We start from the raw sequence: 16,442 nt of genomic DNA on the forward strand, positions 1-16,442 counted from the left end.
CGGTTTTGCTCTTTGTGCGCTTGTCGGGGAAATTCCCAGCAGAACGCGTATAATGGCTGCTCGGCGCTCGGCGGGACTCCCGCTGCCGCGCCTCGATCTTCCGAAGATGCACGACGCGGCGGATCGAACCCCGCATCTGCAATCCGCGACGCGCCCGCGCGCCGCCCCGACACAGAAAACAGAGACATAATGAAGCAATTCAACGAACTCGGCCTATCCGAGGCGGCCCTCCAGGCCGTCGCGCGCCTGGGCTACGAAGCGCCCACGCCCGTCCAGGAGCAGGCTATCCCGCTCGCACTCGTTGGCCGCGACCTCATCGCCGCCGCCAAGACCGGCACCGGAAAAACGGCGGCGTTCTCGCTGCCCTCCCTCGACAGGCTCGGCCACGCCAAGGGCGGCCAGGGCCCGCTCATGCTGGTGGTCACCCCCACGCGCGAGCTCGCGCAGCAGATCGGCGAGGTATGCGGCGCCATCGCCGTGTCCACGCACCACCGCATCCTCACCGTGGTGGGCGGCCTGTCCTACGAGCCGCAGATCTCCAAGCTCAAACACGGCGTGGACGTGCTTATCGCCACGCCGGGGCGCCTCGTGGACCTCATGGAGCAGGGCGCGGTGCGCCTGGGCAGCGTGGAAGTGCTCGTGCTCGACGAGGCCGACCGCATGCTGGACATGGGCTTCTGGCCGGCCATGAAGAAGATCATCGGCGCCACGCCCGCCACGCGCCAGACGCTGCTGTTCTCGGCCACCATCGACCGCTCCATCCAGGACAGCGTGGGCAAGCTGCTGCACGACCCCGCCATGGTGGAGATCGCGCACAAGGGCGAGACGGCCGACACCGTGGAGCAGTACGTCATCCACACGCAGCAGACGCTCAAGCCCGACCTGCTGAAAGCGCTGCTGGCCGAGAAGGGCGCCGAGCGCGTCATCGTGTTCGCGCGCACGCGCAGCCGCGCGGACTCCACGTGCCGACGCCTCAAGCGTGCGGGCTTCACCGTGGAGGCCATCCACTCCGACCGCAGCCAGAACCAGCGCCGGCGTGCGCTCGACAACTTCGCCGCCGGGCGCACGAACGTGCTCGTGGCCACCGACGTGCTCGCGCGCGGCATCGACGTGGAGGAAGTGGACTACGTCGTGAACTACGACCTGCCCACCCAGCCCGAGGACTACGTGCACCGCATCGGCCGCACGGGGCGCGCGGGCGCGGCCGGCTTCGCCGTGTCGTTCGTGAGCCCCGAGACCGCCGACGCGCTCGCCGACATCGAGAAGCTCATCAAACGCCCCATCCCCGAGATGGAGCTGGCCTCCTTCGACGCCGAGACGGCCGCCGCCGAGGCCGCTGCGCGCACCCAGCGCTCCGAGGCGCGCCGCGACCCGGAGATCAAGCAGGCCGCAAAGGAGCAGGCCGCGCGCGAGCGCAAGAAGGCGAAGGCCCGCGAGCAGGCGCAGGCCGAGCCGGCCGCTCCCGCCGCCGGGGCCAAGAAGCGCCGCAGCCCGAAGAAGCCCGCCGGCGTGCAGGGCGCGACTGCCAACCGCCCGCGTCCCGCTCAGCAGGCGAGGAAGCAGGGCGCCGGCCAGCCCGCCGCGGCTCCCAAGTCGCGCGGCGGCTCCGATCTGCGCCCCGGCCGCGCCCAGCGCGCCGCCAAGGACCAGCAGCGCAACCGCGGCGGCAAGCGGAGGTAGCCTACGCCTCCCCTTGTCATCCTGAGCGAGCGAAGCGAGTCGAAGGATCCCGTGCGGTGCCAGCTGGAAGCGTCACGGCTGGTGCCAAACGGGATCCTTCGACTACGGCTTTCGGCCTTCGCTCAGGATGACAAGGGGCCCTATCCCAAGGGGTTCTTGTTCTGGTTGGCGGCCACGCGCAGGAAGCGCTTGGCCAGGGCGTAGAGGCCCGCGAGCACCACGAGCGCGCTGCCGGCCAGCAGCCATTCGCCCTGCAGAAGCTCCGCGATCAGGAAGAACAGCACGGCCGACGCGGCGAACAGCAGCGCCACCGCCAAAACGGCGATCGAAGCCGTGACCGCGATGCGCGTCCCGCGCCCCTCCTCACGCCCGATCTCCTCCATACCCGGCACCCCTTCCCCTCGGTTCCGCCTCAGGATACGCTCTTCGTGGCGATGACGGGCACGCCGGTTCCGCACACGTCCTCGATCAGCCGCTCGCCGGCGGCGACGGGCGCCTCCGGCCGGAGCGCGGCGATGGCGGCCAGCACGTCGCGCATGCGGTCCTTCGGCACGGGACGGGCGGTCTTCACGCTCACGGGCTCGAGGCACCCGGCCGCGCACACGACCGCCGTCACCATGCGCTCGGGGGCCACGGCCTCCTGCGCGGCGTAGTCGGCACCGCGCTTGCACGTGTGCCCGCTCACCTCGGCCACCGCCCCGGACTCGTCGAAGGACACCTCGATCGAGCAGCCCAGCGGGCAGCAGATGCAGGTGAACGTTGCCACGTCGGTTGCGAACTGCATTACTCGGCACCTCCCCCGGCCATGCCCGTCGCCGCAGCCGGGCGCGCGGCGACCGCCTCGTCGCGGCCCTCCACGCGCACGCGCGCCGAGGCGAGCCCGGCGAACTCACCGGCCGCGAGCTTGATCTGCACCATCTCTGCGGGGACGGCCACCATGGTCTTCGCCCGCTTGAGCTCGCGCACGCGCCCGGCCTCGTCGACGCCCTCCACGAAGAAGCGCGGGTTGCGCACGGCGCGCGAGACGCGCAGCGACAGCGTGACGGACTCGTCGGCCGGCGTCGCGGCGTCCACGGCCTGGGGAACCACGTAGCGCACGCCCTCGCCGGCCGTCACGGGCACGGCCGCCCGCGCTCCGGCCCCCTCGCCCGCCGCGACTCGCCTCGCGTGCGCGGCCGCCGCGGCTCCCGCGCGCTGGCCCTCCTCGGAGGCGTGGTCGACCAGGTCGTGCACGTGCAGCGCGTTGCCGCAGGCGAACACGCCGGCGACGTCCGTCTCCAGGCGGTTGTCCACGCGCGCGCCGCCCGTGACGGCGTCAAGCGGCACGCCTGCCGTCTTCGCCAGCTCGTTCTCCGGCAGAAGGCCCACTGACAGCAGCAGCGCGTCGCAGGGCACGCGGCGCTCGGTGCCGGGGATCACCTGGATCGTGTCGGGGTCCACCTCGGACACGTACACGGCCGAAAGGCGCCCCTCGCCCTCCAGGCGCGTGACCGTGCGGCTGAGGTGCAGCGGGATGCCGAAGTCATCGAGGCACTGCACGACGTTGCGGCGCAGGCCCGACGGGTGCGGCATGAGCTCGTAGACGCCCTCGACCTCGGCGCCCTGCGAGGCGAGGCGGCGCGCCATGATGAGGCCGATGTCGCCCGAGCCCAGGATGACGGCGCGCCGTCCGGGCAGGCATCCCTGCAGGTTCATGAAGTTCTGCGCGCTGCCGGCCGAGAACACGCCCGACGGGCGGCTGCCCGCCACGTTGAGCGCGCCGAGACCCCGCTCGCGCGAGCCGGTGGCCAGCACGACGGAGCGAGCGCGAATCGCGCGGGCGCCGTGCTCGTCCACGACATGGACGACGAGGGGCCCGCCCTCCTGCGGCGCGGCCTCGAGCGAGACGGCCGAGGCGCTCGGCAGCACGTCGACGCCTTCAAGCGCGTCGATCTCGCGCTCGGCGTACTCGGGGCCGGTGAGCTCCTCGCCGAAACGGTGCAGGCCGAAGCCGTTGTGCACGCACTGCTTGAGGATGCCCCCGAGGCGCGCCTCGCGGTCGATCAAGACCACGCGCGCGCCCTCGACGGCCGCCGCCTGGGCCGCGGCGATGCCGGCAGCGCCGCCTCCGGCCACCGCGACGTCGTAGACCTCGGAGCCGTCCTCGGCCTCGGAGCCGTCCTCGGCCGCCCGCTCCGGATGCGCGGCACGACCGGCCAGCTCCACGTAGTCGGGACGCGCGGCGGCCACCACCGGCGATCCCGGCAGACGCTTGTCCAAACGGTCGGGCACCACGCCCGCCTCGCGCGCGACGATGCGCGCGATCTCCGGCGAGCAGAACCCCGCGTGGCAGCGGCCCATCATCGCGCGCGTGCGCCACTTGAGCGCGTCGAGCGAGAGCACCGGCAGGGGCCCGTGCAGGGCGCGCACGATCTCGGCCTCGGTCACCTCGCAGCAGCGGCACACGATGCGCCCGGCGCGCGGATCGGCCGCCACGGCTGCGGCGCGCTCTCCTTCAGCCTGGTCGCAGAAGGGCTTCTCGCGCTCGCGGCGCGGCTCGAACCCCGGATTCTCCCGCGCGCCCAGCTGCTCTGCTATGCTTGCCGCCACATGCGCGCCCACCGCCGGGGCCGACGTGAGGCCCGGCGAGTCGAAGCAGGCGATGTTGAAGAAGCCCGGCGCGTCGTCGGGCTCGCCGATGACGAAGTCGCCGCCCTCGGCAGCCGAGGCGCGCAGGCCCGCGAAGTTCGTGATGAGCCCGCGCGAGCCCGCCTCGGGCCACGTGCGGCGCGCCTCCTCCAGCACGAAGCGCAGGCCCTCGGCGCTCGTGGAGACGTCGGCCTTGCTCGCCTGCTCCACCGCGTTGGGGCCGACGAGGAGGTTGCCGTGCACGGTAGGCGTGACGAGCACGCCCTTGCCGGCCGACGAGGGCGCCTGGAACATCGTGCGCTCGAAGCGCGCGCCCAAGTCGGTGTCGTAGAGGCAGTATTCGCCGCGCCGCGCGACGATGCGCAGCCTGCGCTCGCTCACGCAGTTGTTGAGCTCGTCGGCGAAGACGCCAGCCGCGTTCACCACGGCCCGCGCGGCGAACCGGCGGCCCGTGGACGTGGACACCAGGTAGCGCAGCGGGACGCGCGGCGCGTCCTGGGCGCTGGCGGCGGCGGGCTCGAGCGCGGCGGCCTCGGCGGCCGAGAGGCGCGCGATAGACGTCACGCGCTCGCCGAAGCGCACGTCGGCGCCGTGGACCGCGGCCTGCTCGAGCGCGAAGAGCGCCACCTCGTAGGGGTCGCAGATGCCCCCCGTCTCGGCCAAGAGCGCCCCGCGCACGAGCGGGCTCACGTGCGGCTCGAGCGCGCGGACGGCGGCCGCGTCGATCTCGCGCACGCCTTCAACGCCGTTGCGCGCGGCCCGCGCGACGAGGGCGCGCACGCTGGCCAGCTCCTCGTCCGAGAACGCCAGCACGAGCGAGCCGTTGCGCCGGTAGGAGAACCCCAGCTCGTCGGCCCAGCGCGGGAACAGGTGCGAGCCCTCCACGTTGAAGCGCGCCTTGAGGGTGCCGGGCAGCGGGTCGTGCCCGGCGTGGACGATGCCCGAGTTCGCGCGCGACGCCCCGCAGGCCACGTCGTTTCCCGCTTCGAGCACCGTGACGGAAAGGCGCCAGCGCGCCAGCTCGCGGGCCGCCGCAGCGCCCGCCACGCCGGCGCCCGCCACCACGACGTCGGCCGCATGCATCATGTTCGTATCCATGTCGTTCAGCTTACTATTTATCCCCGTTGGGCGAAAGGGTGCACACGCAAACAGCGAAGCGGAGTATCGTTAGGGGCAACGAAGCGACGAAAGGATCGACATGAGGATAGCGGTGGCTAGCGAGGGGCTGAAGGTATCCCCCTATTTCGGACACTGCTCCAGCTTCACCTGCTACAAGATTGAACGCGGCATGATCGTGGAATGCCAGAACATGCCGAATCCGGGCCTGGCCTCCCCCAAGCTCGCGGCGGTCCTGTGCGACCTGGACGTGCGCGTGCTCATAGCGGGCTCCATCGAGCGCGAGGCGGCCGACGCGCTGCGCGCCGAGAGCATCGAAGTGATCCCCAACGAGAAGGGCACCGCCCGCGCGGCCGCCGAGGCCTTCCTCGCGCGCACCCTCACAGGCACGGACGAATGGCACGGCGAAGAAGAAGGCCGCAACGTCTGCGAGGCGTGACAAAAGGACGGGGATATCGTCACGCTCCCCCGAGAACGTGACGATATCCCCGTCCCTCATATGCCCATCGAGTTGTCAAGTGCGAATTTTGACATAGGTCGGCCTACCTCAGGTAGCTACTCCTGAGGTAGGCCTCATCGAATCTGCTTGAGGCTTTAAGACATGTGCATATCCTGCGTGCGGGAGCTTTGGCTCTCGATCATACGGACGCTCAAACGGGTTCACTCTCATATCCTTGAATACGGCTATGCAGCCGCTCATATTTCGATTCTTCTGTGTCAGGCAGTGTCGCTTATCTTTTACGGGGAAGTCTTTGTCCGCATGTTTTCGATGCGCGGGACGGTCGCGAGTTACCTGTGCCTGTTCGAGTCCGTGCTCCAAGCAGATGGGATGTCTTTAGAGAATGCGCCGCATGTCGGCGCTACGCATTCGCCTGCTCTTTCTCGATCGCGCATCCTATGACCCAGATCCAGCGGACAAGCTCGTTTACGACGGCGACCTTGGCCTTGTTGGCGTTTGCGCCGCAGGTTCGAAGGTGAGTGTAGCGCTCATAGAGACGGGCATTTGCCTTGGCCGCAATCGCCTGCACGGCGCCCGATACGCCTATCCCCTCGGGCACCGCCTTGCGACCGGACTTCCATGCGGCGATCCCCGAATACCCCTCTATAAGCGCTCGTCTTAAGTGCTTGTTGCCGGCCTTCGTTATGTGGCCGTGGCTTTCCGCAGGCCCGCTTGAGCCGTTTGAAGGGATCGTTCCAAGCCAGCACGACGTCTTGCGCCCCGTGTCGAAGCGGCTGAAGAGGCCGAACTCCACACGTGCGAGCATCGCGTTTTCCACCTCGATGCCCTTGAGCAAAGTGAGCGCGTCGATGTAGGGCTTGTGCTCGGAGCTCCCGGCCAGCTCGCGCACGAGCGCCTTGAGCTCTTTGACTTCTCGGCATGCGTCCCTCACCTGCCGCCTGTAGGCCTCGAAGGTCTTTTCAGCGGAGATCTCCTGGAATGCTATGTTGTTGAGCCATGCATCGAACTCCCGCGTCCAGGCTTTCTTGGCCCTGCCGGCCTTCGTCTTTTCGCACCATACGCGTCCGTGACGCTGCAAGAAGGCGAGCAGGCGCTGCTTGGCATGCTTGGCGGCGTCGACCGCGGCGCGGTAGGCGCGCACGAGATCGCGCTCCGCCTCGGTCTTCTCATCGGGGATCCAGACGGTCGTGTAGTCGGAGGCGGGGTTGGCGACCTCTCTTAAGATCGCCTTGGCGTCGAGCTTGTCGCACTTGTGCTGCTTGTCCTTGGTCGATTTCGGCAGCGTGGATACCGCGATGACGTCGCAGGCGAAGCCGAGCACGGTGAGCTCGCGCGCCATCCAAAAGCCCGTGCAGCCGCTCTCGTAGGCGCTGTACACGGGCTGCGGGAGTGTCCCGAGCCACTCGGCGACGTCTGCGGCGCTCGGGCAGCCGGTGAAGGTCTTCCTGAAGTGCTCGCCGGTCTCGATGTTCATTGCCTGTGCGTCGATTGAACGCGCATGCACATCCATGCCCACATACGTTGTATACTTGCCCATCGGGAAGCCCCTCTCTTGTTTGTGGCTCTGACAGCCAGGTTGTTGGACCATCCCGATGTTAATCCACGTGCCCTAAGAGGCAAAGCGAAATAACAAGCGGGGCTTCCTTGCCTGTCCGTCACTCGATGGGCATATCGTCTTTGTCACGCCCTCATCACGCACGAAGGCCCCGCGAGCGCTCGCGGGGCCTTCGTCAACCTGAGGGGTTACAGGGCCTTCTTGGCCACCTCGACCACGGCGGCGAACGCGGCGGGGTCGTTCACGGCCATATCGGAGAGCACCTTGCGGTCCAGCTGCACGCCGGCCTTCTTCAGGCCGTTCATCAGCACGGAGTAGCTCAAGCCGTTCAGCCGGGCGCCCGCGTTGATGCGGGTGATCCACAGGCGGCGGATCTCGCGCTTCTTGTTGCGACGGTCGCGGTACATGTACTGGAGGGAATGCTGCACCTGCTCCTTGGCGGCGCGATAGGAACGCGACTTCGCGCCGTAGTAGCCCTTCGCGCGGTTGAGGACGGTGCGACGCTTCTTATGGGCGCTGACTGCGCGCTTAACACGAGGCATGTTTGATCACTGCTCCTTTTAAGACTAACGGATGCCGAGGTTGCGGCCGATGACCTTCTGGTCGGCCTTGGCGACCTCGGTCTCGTGGCGGAAGTTGCGCTTGCGCTTGGGGCTCTTCTTGGTCAAGATGTGGCTCTTGAACGCCTTGGAGCGCATGATCTTGCCGGAACCGGTCACGCGGAAACGCTTAGCGGTGCCGCGGTGGGTCTTCATCTTAGGCATTGCCTTCGTCCTTCCCTTCTTCGTTCTTCTTCTCGTTCTCTTTCTTTTTCTTCGCCGCCACGGCCGAGGGCAGAGGGGCGATGAGCATGTGCATGTTGCGGCCTTCCATCTTGGGCTGGCTCTCGATGACGGCCATGTCCTTCAGGTCGTCGGCGAGGCGCTCGAGGATGGTCAGGCCCAGCTCCGGGTGGGCCATCTCGCGGCCGCGGAACATGATGGTGATCTTGACCTTGTTGCCGGCGTCGAGGAAGCGCAGCACGTGCTTCTTCTTGGTGGTGTAGTCGCCCACGTCGATCTTCGGGCGGAACTTCATCTCCTTGGTCTCGATCTTGCTCTGGTTCTTGCGAGCCTGCTTGGCCTTGATGGCCTGGTCGTACTTGAACTTGCCGTAGTCCATGATGCGGCACACGGGCGGCTCGGCCATGGGGGCGATCTCCACGAGGTCGAGGCCCTGTTCGTCGGCAACCCGCTGGGCCTCCGCCGTGACGTAGATGCCCATCTGCGTGCCGTCGAAGCCGATGAGGCGGCATTCGCGGACGGTGATTTGTTCGTTGAGCCGGGGCTCCTGAGCAGCTATCGCGCTCACCTTCCTTCCTTGCGCATACAAAAAACCCGCGGGCTTCGAGGGCTCGCGGGCGTCGCATTCGCATAAGGCCGGAAGGCCGGTATTCGAGCGACCCGTCAGCAGCCGAAGCGCCGATGCAGGTGGAGGGCGGAAACCCTCGCTTGAGTAAACAGCTTGCATAGTGTATCACGGAATGCGCTGGATGCAAGGAAAATCTACATGCCGACGACGGCGGGCGCTGGCCGCGCCGCAGAATCCCCGAGAAGGCGCATCGAATGACGGTTTTGCGCAGGATTTTGTTGTTTTTACAACACGATTGGAGAACGATCACGGGCTACGCGGCCTCCAGTAAAAACGCGACCTGGGCAAACCCCATCAACGCTTTGAGCCGCATGGCGAAATCCTGCGCAGAACCGTCATTCGATGCGTTCCCGAGCGCTTTTCGTAGCACGCGGCGCCGCTCGGCGAAAGGCGCTTGCGCGCGACGTAGCGTCATGCGATAGACTGCGCGAAAGCGCGCCTGAGGGCTCGGGGAAAACCCGGCCGTCCGATTCCATCGGGACGCGACGCGCGCGCCGTTTGCTATACTCGCCAGCACCACCGACACGGAAGGACACCATGAGCCGTATCTCCCGCATCCTCATGCTCGCCGGCGCCTGGATCGCCTGCATCCTCGGATGCGTGGGCGTGTTCATCCCCGTGCTGCCCACCACGCCTCTCCTGCTGCTGGCGACGTTCCTGTTCGCGAAGTCCTCGCCGCGCTGCCACGCGTGGATCGTGCAGACGAAGGTGTACCGCACCTACGTGGCGGCGTTCAAGCAGGCCGGCGGCATCCCGCTCGGCACGAAGGCGCGCATCCTGGCCGTGTCGTTCGCGGTCATGGGGCTGTCGGCCTGGTTCGTGCGCAAGCCCGTCGTCTGGGCCGTCCTGGCGGCCGTGTCGGCGTTTCTGCTCTGGCTCATGTTCGTGCGCATCCCCACCATCGCGCCCGAGCACGTGCGGATGATCCGCCAGCTGGAGGAAGCGGAGTAGACCAGCTCCCTAGCGGCGCAGGCTCCCATCGTCGCCGCGGAGCCGCCGTTTGATCGCGAACGCCATGCACGCCGCCGCAAGGATGGCGACGGCCGCGAGCGCGGAGGGCGCGGGTGCGTCGCCTGTGGGGGCGAGCGCGGAGCCGTCCTCGGGATTCTGCGCCTTCTCCTTTACGGGCAGCTCGAAGGCGGCCGCCAGCGAGACGTCGGCCACCACGGGCGCGTCCCAGTCGTAGGCCGAGCCGTCGAGAAGCTTCCACCCGGCGAACAGGTACCCTTCCCGCGCAGGATCGGCGGGGCGCATTGCGGCTATCCCGTGGTTCACCTCCTGCGCGTCGTACGCCGAGCCGTCGGGCAGCGCGCAGGCAACCGTATGGCGCACCAGCTCGGGCACGAACACGCCCGCCGTGCGCAGGGGCACCGCGTCGTACGCCTCGCCGAGCGGGTTCGCGTCGCTCCCGTTCCCCACCGCGCGCCAGCGGCCGGTGTGCGCGCCGTCGGCCGCATCCACGCCGGGCGCGGGGAACGCATCCTCCAACGTGAATCCCTCGCCTTTCAGCTCCACGCGCACGAGCGAGTCCACACCAGCGAACATGCCTTCCGCGTCCATCGCATTCGAGGTGTCGAAGGCTGCGGGCAAAACGAGTGAGGCGAGGCTCGAGCAGCCGGAGAACATATCGCACATGTCCTCCACGCTCGACGTATCGAAGGCGTCCGGGAGCTCGAGAACCTCGAGCGAGGAGCAGTCTAGGAACATCTCGTACATATCCTCCACGCTCGACGTGTCGAAGACGCCGGGGAGATCAAGGTAGGCGAGCGAGGAGCAGCCGGAGAACATGCCGTACATGTCCTTCACGCTCGAGGTGTCGAAGCTCTCGGGCAGCGCGAGGGATTCGAGCGAGGAGCAATCGGAGAACATGCAGGCCATGTCCTTCGCATTCGATATGTCGAAGGTGCTGGGGAGCTCAAGGGAGACAAGCGAGGAGCAGCCGCTGAACAGGCCGAACATGTCCTCCACGTTCGACGTGTCGAGGCTCGAAAGGCCCTCGATCGAGGTCAGGTTCTTGAAACCGGAGAACAGGGAGAAGCACTCGGCGGGGGCGGCCACCGGCGCATCGAAGGCGATGGAGACGACGGACTCCTCCCAGCCGGTCCAAGGGGAATCGCCGCCCGTGTCGGCGCCGGCCCCTCCCAGCAGATGGAGGACGCCGTCGCCCGACAGCTCCCAGGCGCACGTGCCCCACATGCCTGCGGCAAGGTTCTGGGAGGTCGCGGCCGACGAGACGTCAGCCGTCACGTCTCCGTCGATTCCGTACGCGGGCGCCGCCTGCGCGCACAGCATGAGGGCGGCCGCCAGAAGGGCGGCGAGCAGGGGAAGGGAGGCGGGCCGGACAGGCCGGCCAATGCGAGCGCGGACACGTTCCCCGAAACCGCAACCGTCGGTCGCCATGAGAGACGCCTCCCCTCCCGCTTGCAAGACAAGCGCAGGCTTTTCGGCGGGCATGCGCGCCCGCCGCTGCAGTGGGGTCAGTATATCAAACGAGGGTGGGCGGGACGCCGCCGCTAGTTCTTGTCCTCGTAAAGCTCGATGACCGCGCCGTCTTTCACCACGAACGCGAGGCGCACGCCAGGGCCGGCGTCCATCGGGCCGCAGATGACGCGGTCGGCATCGTCGGCGTAATGATCAAGGTCGTCCACCGCGTAGGCCACGTGCCAGCGGCGATGCAGCTCCTCGGGGAAGGGCGTGCCCTCCTCGAACTTGAGGTACTCGATCTTGTAGTCGTAGTCGTCGACGTTGGACACCCAGAACTTCATGTCCTCGTTGTAGGTCATGTTCGGCTTCTTCTCCGTGATGGGGATGCCGATATGCATATAGGTTGCGGTCATGTGGCGCTCCTTTCTGTTTTTGTCATTCTGAGCGAAGCGAACGCAGTGAGCGGAGTCGAAGAATCCCGAACGGTGACAACCTCGGCGCTTGCTGCTGGCGCCGCACGGGATCCTTCGACTCCGGCCTGCGGCCTCCGCTCAGGATGACACGGGGGGAAGCCTGCGGCCTCCGCTCAGGATGACAGAGGGGAAGCCTGCGGCCTCCGCTCAGGATGACATGCTGAACACCTCCATCGCTGCCTCCGCGTCGGCTTGCATGGCGGCGGTGGCGGCGTTGGCAAGGGCGTGGAAGTACTTGGGATGCTCGCGGGCGATGAGCTCTTCCACGGCGCGCACGCCCGCGTTGGACATGTAGCTGAAGTAGTTGATCTTGCGGATGCCGGCCGCGATGGCCGCGCGCGTGTCCTCGCGCGACAGGCCGCTTCCGCCGTGCATGACGAGCGGCACGCCGCAGACGCGTTTGAGCTCGGCGATGCGGTCGAAGTCGAGCTTGGGCTCGGCCTTGTAAAAGCCGTGCACCGTGCCCACGCTGGCCGCCAGCGCGTCGATGCCGGTGTCGGCCACGAAGCGCGCGGCCTCGGCCGGGTCGGTGTAGACGTTCGCGCGGTCGTCGTCGGCGTTCTCCAGGCCTTCGTGGCCGGTGGTGAAGCCGATCTCGGCCTCCACGTCGGCGCCGTAGTCGTGCGCGAGCTCCACCGCGGCGCGGGTGAGCGCCACGTTCTGGCCGTAGGGCAGCTGCGAGCCGTCGATCATGACGGCCGAGAAGCCCAGGTCGAGCGCGCGGCGCACGTAGTCCAGGTCCTCGCCGTGGTCGAGCATCACGCACACCGGCACGCTCGCCGCCTCGGCACGGGCCACCATGATGGGGCCGATCACGTCGATGGACGTCTCCTCCTCGTGCAGCTGGGCGTGCTGGATGATGACGGGCTCGTCGCGCGCCTCGGCGGCGGCGATGGCGGCCAGCAGAAGCTCCAGGTTGGGCGTGTCGAAGGCCGCGGCCGCGCAGCCGCGCTCCTCCGCCCAGGCGAGGACGGTGTTCATTGATGCGAGCATGGCGCTCCTTTCGGGAGATGCGTCGCGGCTTCGCCGCCGCACGGGATCCTTCGACTCCGCGCCTTCGGCGCTCCGCTCAGGATGACAAGAGGGGGAGCGCCGACAGGCGCGACACTGTTTTACTTCTTCAGGTACGGCGTGGTGCAGGGGGCGTTCCAGAGGCGCAGGAGCTCGTCGTCCATGCGGGCCATGAACATCTGGAAGCCGGCCTGCTCTTGCACGGTGAGCATCTCGCCCACGAAGTTGGCCACCACCTCGATGTTCTGCTTGGCGAGCTCCTTCACGGCGGCGCGGTACACGATGAGCTGCTCCATGAGCGTGGTGGCGCCCGAGCCGTTGATGATAAGCATGACCTTCTCGCCCGGCTCGATGCCGATATCCTTCACCAGGGCGTTCACCATGATGGCGGCCGTCTCGTCGGCGGACTTCATGGGCTGGCGACCGCCGCCCTCTTCGCCGTGCTGGCCCATGCCGATTTCCATCTCGTCGTCGCCGAGCTCCGCGAGCAGCGTTCCCGTCTGCGGATGCGTCGCGCCGCGCACGGCCACGGCGAGCGTTGCCATGTTGTCGGCGAAGCGCTGCGCGACGGCGGCCACCTCCTCGAGGCTTCGGCCCTCGGCGGCCGCGGCGCCCGCGATCTTGTACGTGGGGATGCAGCCCACGAGTCCCCGGCGGTCGTCGGCGTTCTCGCGCGGGGCGTTCGACACGTCCTCCTGCGTGACCACCTTCACCACGTTCAGGTCCAGCTTCTTGCACTGCTTCATGGTCATGTTGCCCGTGAGCATGTCGCCGGCGTGGTTGAGCACGATGTAGAGCACGCCTTTGCCCTTGTCGGCCAGTTTGATGGCATCCACGCAGGCCTGCGGGCCGGGCGCGGCGAAGATGTCGCCCACCACGTCGATGTCCACCATGCCCTCGCCCACGAACCCCTCGATGGCCGGCTCGTGGCCGCTGCCGCCCTGGGTGACGATGGTCACGCGGTCGGCGCTGGCCAGGCCCTTGTTGATGACCATGTTATCCTCACCCAGCTCGATGATGTCGGGGTTGGCCATGGCCAAACCCTCCAAGAGCTCCGCGGTGAGATCGTCGGGGTTGTTGATGAACTTCTTCATCTGCATGGTGCTTCCTCCTTGTCGGACGGATGGGTGGGACGAAAAAGGCCCGCCGCGCGCTGCAGCAGGCTCGGATCCCCTTAGTTATTGCGCGCAGCCCTGGGCGAGCCCGCGCAGGAAGAGCGATGTGGACACGGCGCCCGCATCCGGCGTGCCAATGGTGGCGTCGCCGTAGCTGCGCGCGCGGCCGAACTTCGAGGCGAAGCTCTCGGAAGCCTTGGCACCCGTCTCGGCGGCATCGGCCGCGGCGGCGAACACGGCGGCCGCGTCGTCGTCGGCAGCGTCGCACGCCTGCGCGGCCTCCACGGCGGGGATGAGCGCGTCCATCATGGTCTTGTCGCCCACCTGGGCGTTCGTGATATCGCGCATCTCGGCCAGGCACCCGGCGAACATGCGGCGCGCCGCGTCGGCTCCGATGGCGTCCTCCTCATCGCCCAGCTGAACGCCCAGGCCGCCGATAAGCGTGCCGTACAAAGGCCCCGCCGACCCGCCGCGCACGGCCATGGCGGCCATGCCCACGTCGTCGAGGAAGTCCTTGACGGGCTGGCCGTCGTCCCAGGCGCCTGCCTGCTCCTGGATGACCTTCGCGATCTTCGTCACGGTGATGCCGTGATCGCCGTCGCCGAACTTCGAGTCGATGTCGCTCAAACGGTCGGCCTCCTCCAGCATGAGCCGCGCGCTCTCGCGCAGCATCCCCTTGAACGTTTCCCGATCGATCATGGAAGCCCCTTTCCCGCGCCGGAAATTCGCCTAACGCAAACTCTACCCGCTCCCCCGCCCGAGGTCAATGAGGGAGTTCCGCCGACACGAACGACGCCGAATACGCCACGGGCGTCGCCTGCGGGCATCGACAGCCCCAAAGCAGCAGCGAACTCGTTGACGGCGGGAACGCGCGGTGTCTATGATGACGCCACGTCTGCCAGCGCGGACGGCAGCGTAAAAACGCAGAGGAAAGGCAACAGCATGAAAAAAGGCGCCCGGGGTTTGCTCGTTTTCCTGATGACGGCGGCAATGGCGGCGCTCTGCGCCCCCGCGATCGCCCTGGGCGACGAGCCTGCGGCTGGAAACGGCGTCGCGCAGGCGGGCGGCGTCGAATACGCCACGCTGCAGGAGGCCATCGATGCCGCGCAGCCGGGCGAGAAGGTCACGGTGCTGCAGGATGTCGAGGAGAACGTCGTCGTGGGCGCGGGGACGGACGTCGTGCTCGACCTGAACGGAAAGATCGTCGCCGGAGCGGCCGATGCCGACGGGACCTACCGCCGCGACACGGTCGTGGTCGAGGGAGCGCTCACGGTCCGGGACGCCACAGCGCCCTCGTTCGGCCCCGTGGTGGATGAGGACTACGGCGACATCTACCCGTACGCGTCGGGCAAGATCCTCGGCAAAGCCCCCACGGCCGAGCCTTGCGCGAAGGCCCTGCGCGTGCGCAACGGCGGCTCGGCCGTCATCGAGAGCGGCATCGTGGAGTCCGAGGGCGGCGACGCGGCGCTCGTGAACGCCGGCTCGTCCCTCGAGGTCGGCCGCGCGTACGTCCACGGCTCGCAGCGCGGCGTGGGCGTGGAGGGCGAGGGCGCCACGTTCAAGGCGGGAGGCTGCGTGATCATCTCCGAGGACGGCGCGGCCGTCGGCGGCAGCGGAACCGAGGGCGCCGAGTACGGCGGCACCTCCATCGCAATAGACGGCGGGGCCCTCATCAGCCATTCCAAAACCGACGGCTACCTCGCCTGCGGCATCTACCATCCCCAGCGCGGCACGCTGGACGTCTCCAGCTGCACCGTGTACTCGCACGGGGGCGTGGGCATCCTCATGCGCGGCGGCACGTTGAACATGACGGGCGGCACCGTGGTCACGACGGGGGACGCCGGCGGAAAGGTGGGCGACGGCGCGACGGTCGTGGATGCTTGCTACAACGTGGTGGTGGACGGCGCGTGCGGGTACTACGACAGCGCCAACGCCCGGGCGTCCCTCTCCGGCGGCCTGTTCGTGTCCGAGGGCGGCGCGACCCCGCCTCCGCTTTGCCAGATGGGCGCCGAGGGCCGGCTCGTGGTCACCGGCGGCACGTTCGACGCCGACGTGTCCGCGTTCTTCGACGGGAGCATCTACTCCCAGAACCCGCAGGGCGCGCTTGAAGACTCCGGGGCCGTGGTGCCGCGCGTGTACGGCATAGCCTACGACCTGGCGGGAGGGACGCTGCCGGACGGCGCGGACAACCCCGCGGCGTACACCTACTTCGACGGGCCGATCACGCTGGCGAATCCGACGCGGACGGGCTACGTGTTCGCCGGCTGGACGGGCACGGGGCTCGCGGGTGCCGCTGCGCAGGCCGTCATCCCCGCCAACTCCACGGGCGACCGCTCTTACACGGCCACGTGGGATCCCGAGCCGGGCACCCGCGTGGATCCGGACGCTTCGACGGGCGAGGACCCGCATGCGCAGGACCGCCCGGAGGCGAAGCGGCTCGCCAAGACGGGCGACGGCAGCGGCACGGCCGTCGGCACGCTCGCATGCATCGCCGCCCTCGCCGGCGCAGGGGCGGCCGTCGCCGCCGTGCGCGGAAGGCGCCGCGAGAGGTAGCGGGAGACCGTCCCGTT

The 16,442-nt window shown here is 68.3% G+C and carries 17 protein-coding genes; 4 read left to right on the forward strand and 13 right to left on the reverse strand.

The window, feature by feature from the left end; translation table 11 throughout:
* Positions 1-189 precede the first annotated feature (189 nt).
* Positions 190-1,680 carry a DEAD/DEAH box helicase gene (locus tag FX134_RS04570; RefSeq protein ID WP_080798240.1) on the forward strand — a complete coding sequence of 497 codons (1,491 nt, stop codon included), beginning with the start codon at positions 190-192 and terminating at the stop codon, positions 1,678-1,680.
* Between the two features lie 140 nt (positions 1,681-1,820).
* Here the strand turns inward: FX134_RS04570 and FX134_RS04575 are convergent, their stop codons facing one another.
* The 3 genes from FX134_RS04575 to FX134_RS04585 are packed head-to-tail and all read right to left on the reverse strand — an operon-like array spanning position 1,821 to position 5,406.
* Entirely contained in the window at positions 1,821-2,063 is a 243-nt protein-coding gene (locus tag FX134_RS04575) for a hypothetical protein (RefSeq protein WP_080798244.1), read from the reverse strand.
* 29 nt (positions 2,064-2,092) lie between these two features.
* Positions 2,093-2,464, reverse strand: a complete 372-nt coding sequence (locus FX134_RS04580; RefSeq protein ID WP_080798247.1) for a DUF1667 domain-containing protein — start codon at positions 2,462-2,464, stop codon at positions 2,093-2,095.
* A complete protein-coding gene (locus FX134_RS04585; protein WP_080798250.1) occupies positions 2,464-5,406 on the reverse strand; it encodes an FAD-dependent oxidoreductase in 2,943 nt (980 codons plus the stop codon). The genes FX134_RS04580 and FX134_RS04585 overlap by 1 nt, the downstream gene beginning before the upstream one ends.
* Before the next feature lie 100 nt (positions 5,407-5,506).
* Between FX134_RS04585 and FX134_RS04590 the strand changes: the two genes are divergently transcribed.
* A complete protein-coding gene (locus FX134_RS04590; RefSeq protein WP_080798253.1) occupies positions 5,507-5,863 on the forward strand; it encodes a NifB/NifX family molybdenum-iron cluster-binding protein in 357 nt (118 codons plus the stop codon).
* A gap of 421 nt (positions 5,864-6,284) precedes the next feature.
* Here FX134_RS04590 and FX134_RS04595 read toward each other — a convergent pair whose 3' ends face one another.
* The 5 genes from FX134_RS04595 to FX134_RS04615 form a co-directional block, all read right to left on the reverse strand.
* Positions 6,285-7,472 carry an IS110 family RNA-guided transposase gene (locus FX134_RS04595; RefSeq protein ID WP_080798256.1) on the reverse strand — a complete coding sequence of 396 codons (1,188 nt, stop codon included), beginning with the start codon at positions 7,470-7,472 and terminating at the stop codon, positions 6,285-6,287.
* A gap of 155 nt (positions 7,473-7,627) precedes the next feature.
* A complete protein-coding gene (gene rplT, locus FX134_RS04600) occupies positions 7,628-7,981 on the reverse strand; it encodes a 50S ribosomal protein L20 (protein ID WP_080798260.1) in 354 nt (117 codons plus the stop codon).
* A gap of 24 nt (positions 7,982-8,005) precedes the next feature.
* Entirely contained in the window at positions 8,006-8,203 is a 198-nt protein-coding gene (gene rpmI / locus FX134_RS04605; protein ID WP_080798263.1) for a 50S ribosomal protein L35, read from the reverse strand.
* Positions 8,196-8,789, reverse strand: coding sequence for a translation initiation factor IF-3 (infC, locus tag FX134_RS04610; protein ID WP_172623386.1), 594 nt, complete (start codon positions 8,787-8,789; stop codon positions 8,196-8,198). Before infC ends, rpmI begins: the two co-directional genes overlap by 8 nt.
* Positions 8,790-9,102: 313 nt before the next feature.
* On the reverse strand, positions 9,103-9,375 hold the full coding sequence (locus FX134_RS04615; protein WP_143412135.1) for a hypothetical protein: 273 nt from the start codon (positions 9,373-9,375) through the stop codon (positions 9,103-9,105).
* 11 nt (positions 9,376-9,386) lie between these two features.
* Between FX134_RS04615 and FX134_RS04620 the strand changes: the two genes are divergently transcribed.
* Positions 9,387-9,800 (forward strand): YbaN family protein, encoded by a 414-nt coding sequence (locus FX134_RS04620; RefSeq protein ID WP_080798270.1) that lies wholly within the window; start codon positions 9,387-9,389, stop codon positions 9,798-9,800.
* A 9-nt stretch (positions 9,801-9,809) separates the two neighbouring features.
* On the opposite strand, the gene FX134_RS04625 is transcribed toward FX134_RS04620, so the two are convergent.
* The 5 genes from FX134_RS04625 to FX134_RS04645 form a co-directional block, all read right to left on the reverse strand.
* Complete coding sequence (locus FX134_RS04625) at positions 9,810-11,096, reverse strand: BspA family leucine-rich repeat surface protein (protein ID WP_172623387.1); 1,287 nt, start codon at positions 11,094-11,096, stop codon at positions 9,810-9,812.
* A 266-nt stretch (positions 11,097-11,362) separates the two neighbouring features.
* Positions 11,363-11,686, reverse strand: coding sequence for a VOC family protein (locus FX134_RS04630; RefSeq protein WP_080798276.1), 324 nt, complete (start codon positions 11,684-11,686; stop codon positions 11,363-11,365).
* A 207-nt stretch (positions 11,687-11,893) separates the two neighbouring features.
* Positions 11,894-12,739 carry a class II fructose-bisphosphate aldolase gene (locus tag FX134_RS04635; RefSeq protein ID WP_080798279.1) on the reverse strand — a complete coding sequence of 282 codons (846 nt, stop codon included), beginning with the start codon at positions 12,737-12,739 and terminating at the stop codon, positions 11,894-11,896.
* Between the two features lie 119 nt (positions 12,740-12,858).
* Positions 12,859-13,857 carry a dihydroxyacetone kinase subunit DhaK gene (locus FX134_RS04640; RefSeq protein WP_080798282.1) on the reverse strand — a complete coding sequence of 333 codons (999 nt, stop codon included), beginning with the start codon at positions 13,855-13,857 and terminating at the stop codon, positions 12,859-12,861.
* Between the two features lie 78 nt (positions 13,858-13,935).
* A complete protein-coding gene (locus FX134_RS04645; RefSeq protein WP_080798286.1) occupies positions 13,936-14,571 on the reverse strand; it encodes a DAK2 domain-containing protein in 636 nt (211 codons plus the stop codon).
* A gap of 264 nt (positions 14,572-14,835) precedes the next feature.
* Between FX134_RS04645 and FX134_RS04650 the strand changes: the two genes are divergently transcribed.
* Positions 14,836-16,425, forward strand: coding sequence for an InlB B-repeat-containing protein (locus FX134_RS04650; RefSeq protein ID WP_080798290.1), 1,590 nt, complete (start codon positions 14,836-14,838; stop codon positions 16,423-16,425).
* Positions 16,426-16,442: the final 17 nt, after the last annotated feature.

It is taken from the genome of Arabiibacter massiliensis, assembly GCF_902386925.1.
Classification (GTDB): domain Bacteria; phylum Actinomycetota; class Coriobacteriia; order Coriobacteriales; family Eggerthellaceae; genus Arabiibacter; species Arabiibacter massiliensis.

Bases quoted from the DNA above. Each gene is read 5' to 3' on its own strand.
- FX134_RS04570 (WP_080798240.1), top strand. From the start codon at position 190: ATGAAGCAATTCAACGAACTCGGCCTATCCGAGGCGGCCCTCCAGGCC.
- FX134_RS04575 (WP_080798244.1), bottom strand. From the start codon at position 2,063: ATGGAGGAGATCGGGCGTGAGGAGGGGCGCGGGACGCGCATCGCGGTC.
- FX134_RS04580 (WP_080798247.1), bottom strand. From the start codon at position 2,464: ATGCAGTTCGCAACCGACGTGGCAACGTTCACCTGCATCTGCTGCCCG.
- FX134_RS04585 (WP_080798250.1), bottom strand. From the start codon at position 5,406: ATGGATACGAACATGATGCATGCGGCCGACGTCGTGGTGGCGGGCGCC.
- FX134_RS04590 (WP_080798253.1), top strand. From the start codon at position 5,507: ATGAGGATAGCGGTGGCTAGCGAGGGGCTGAAGGTATCCCCCTATTTC.
- FX134_RS04595 (WP_080798256.1), bottom strand. From the start codon at position 7,472: ATGGTCCAACAACCTGGCTGTCAGAGCCACAAACAAGAGAGGGGCTTC.
- rplT (WP_080798260.1), bottom strand. From the start codon at position 7,981: ATGCCTCGTGTTAAGCGCGCAGTCAGCGCCCATAAGAAGCGTCGCACC.
- rpmI (WP_080798263.1), bottom strand. From the start codon at position 8,203: ATGCCTAAGATGAAGACCCACCGCGGCACCGCTAAGCGTTTCCGCGTG.
- FX134_RS04620 (WP_080798270.1), top strand. From the start codon at position 9,387: ATGAGCCGTATCTCCCGCATCCTCATGCTCGCCGGCGCCTGGATCGCC.
- FX134_RS04630 (WP_080798276.1), bottom strand. From the start codon at position 11,686: ATGACCGCAACCTATATGCATATCGGCATCCCCATCACGGAGAAGAAG.
- FX134_RS04635 (WP_080798279.1), bottom strand. From the start codon at position 12,739: ATGCTCGCATCAATGAACACCGTCCTCGCCTGGGCGGAGGAGCGCGGC.
- FX134_RS04640 (WP_080798282.1), bottom strand. From the start codon at position 13,857: ATGCAGATGAAGAAGTTCATCAACAACCCCGACGATCTCACCGCGGAG.
- FX134_RS04645 (WP_080798286.1), bottom strand. From the start codon at position 14,571: ATGATCGATCGGGAAACGTTCAAGGGGATGCTGCGCGAGAGCGCGCGG.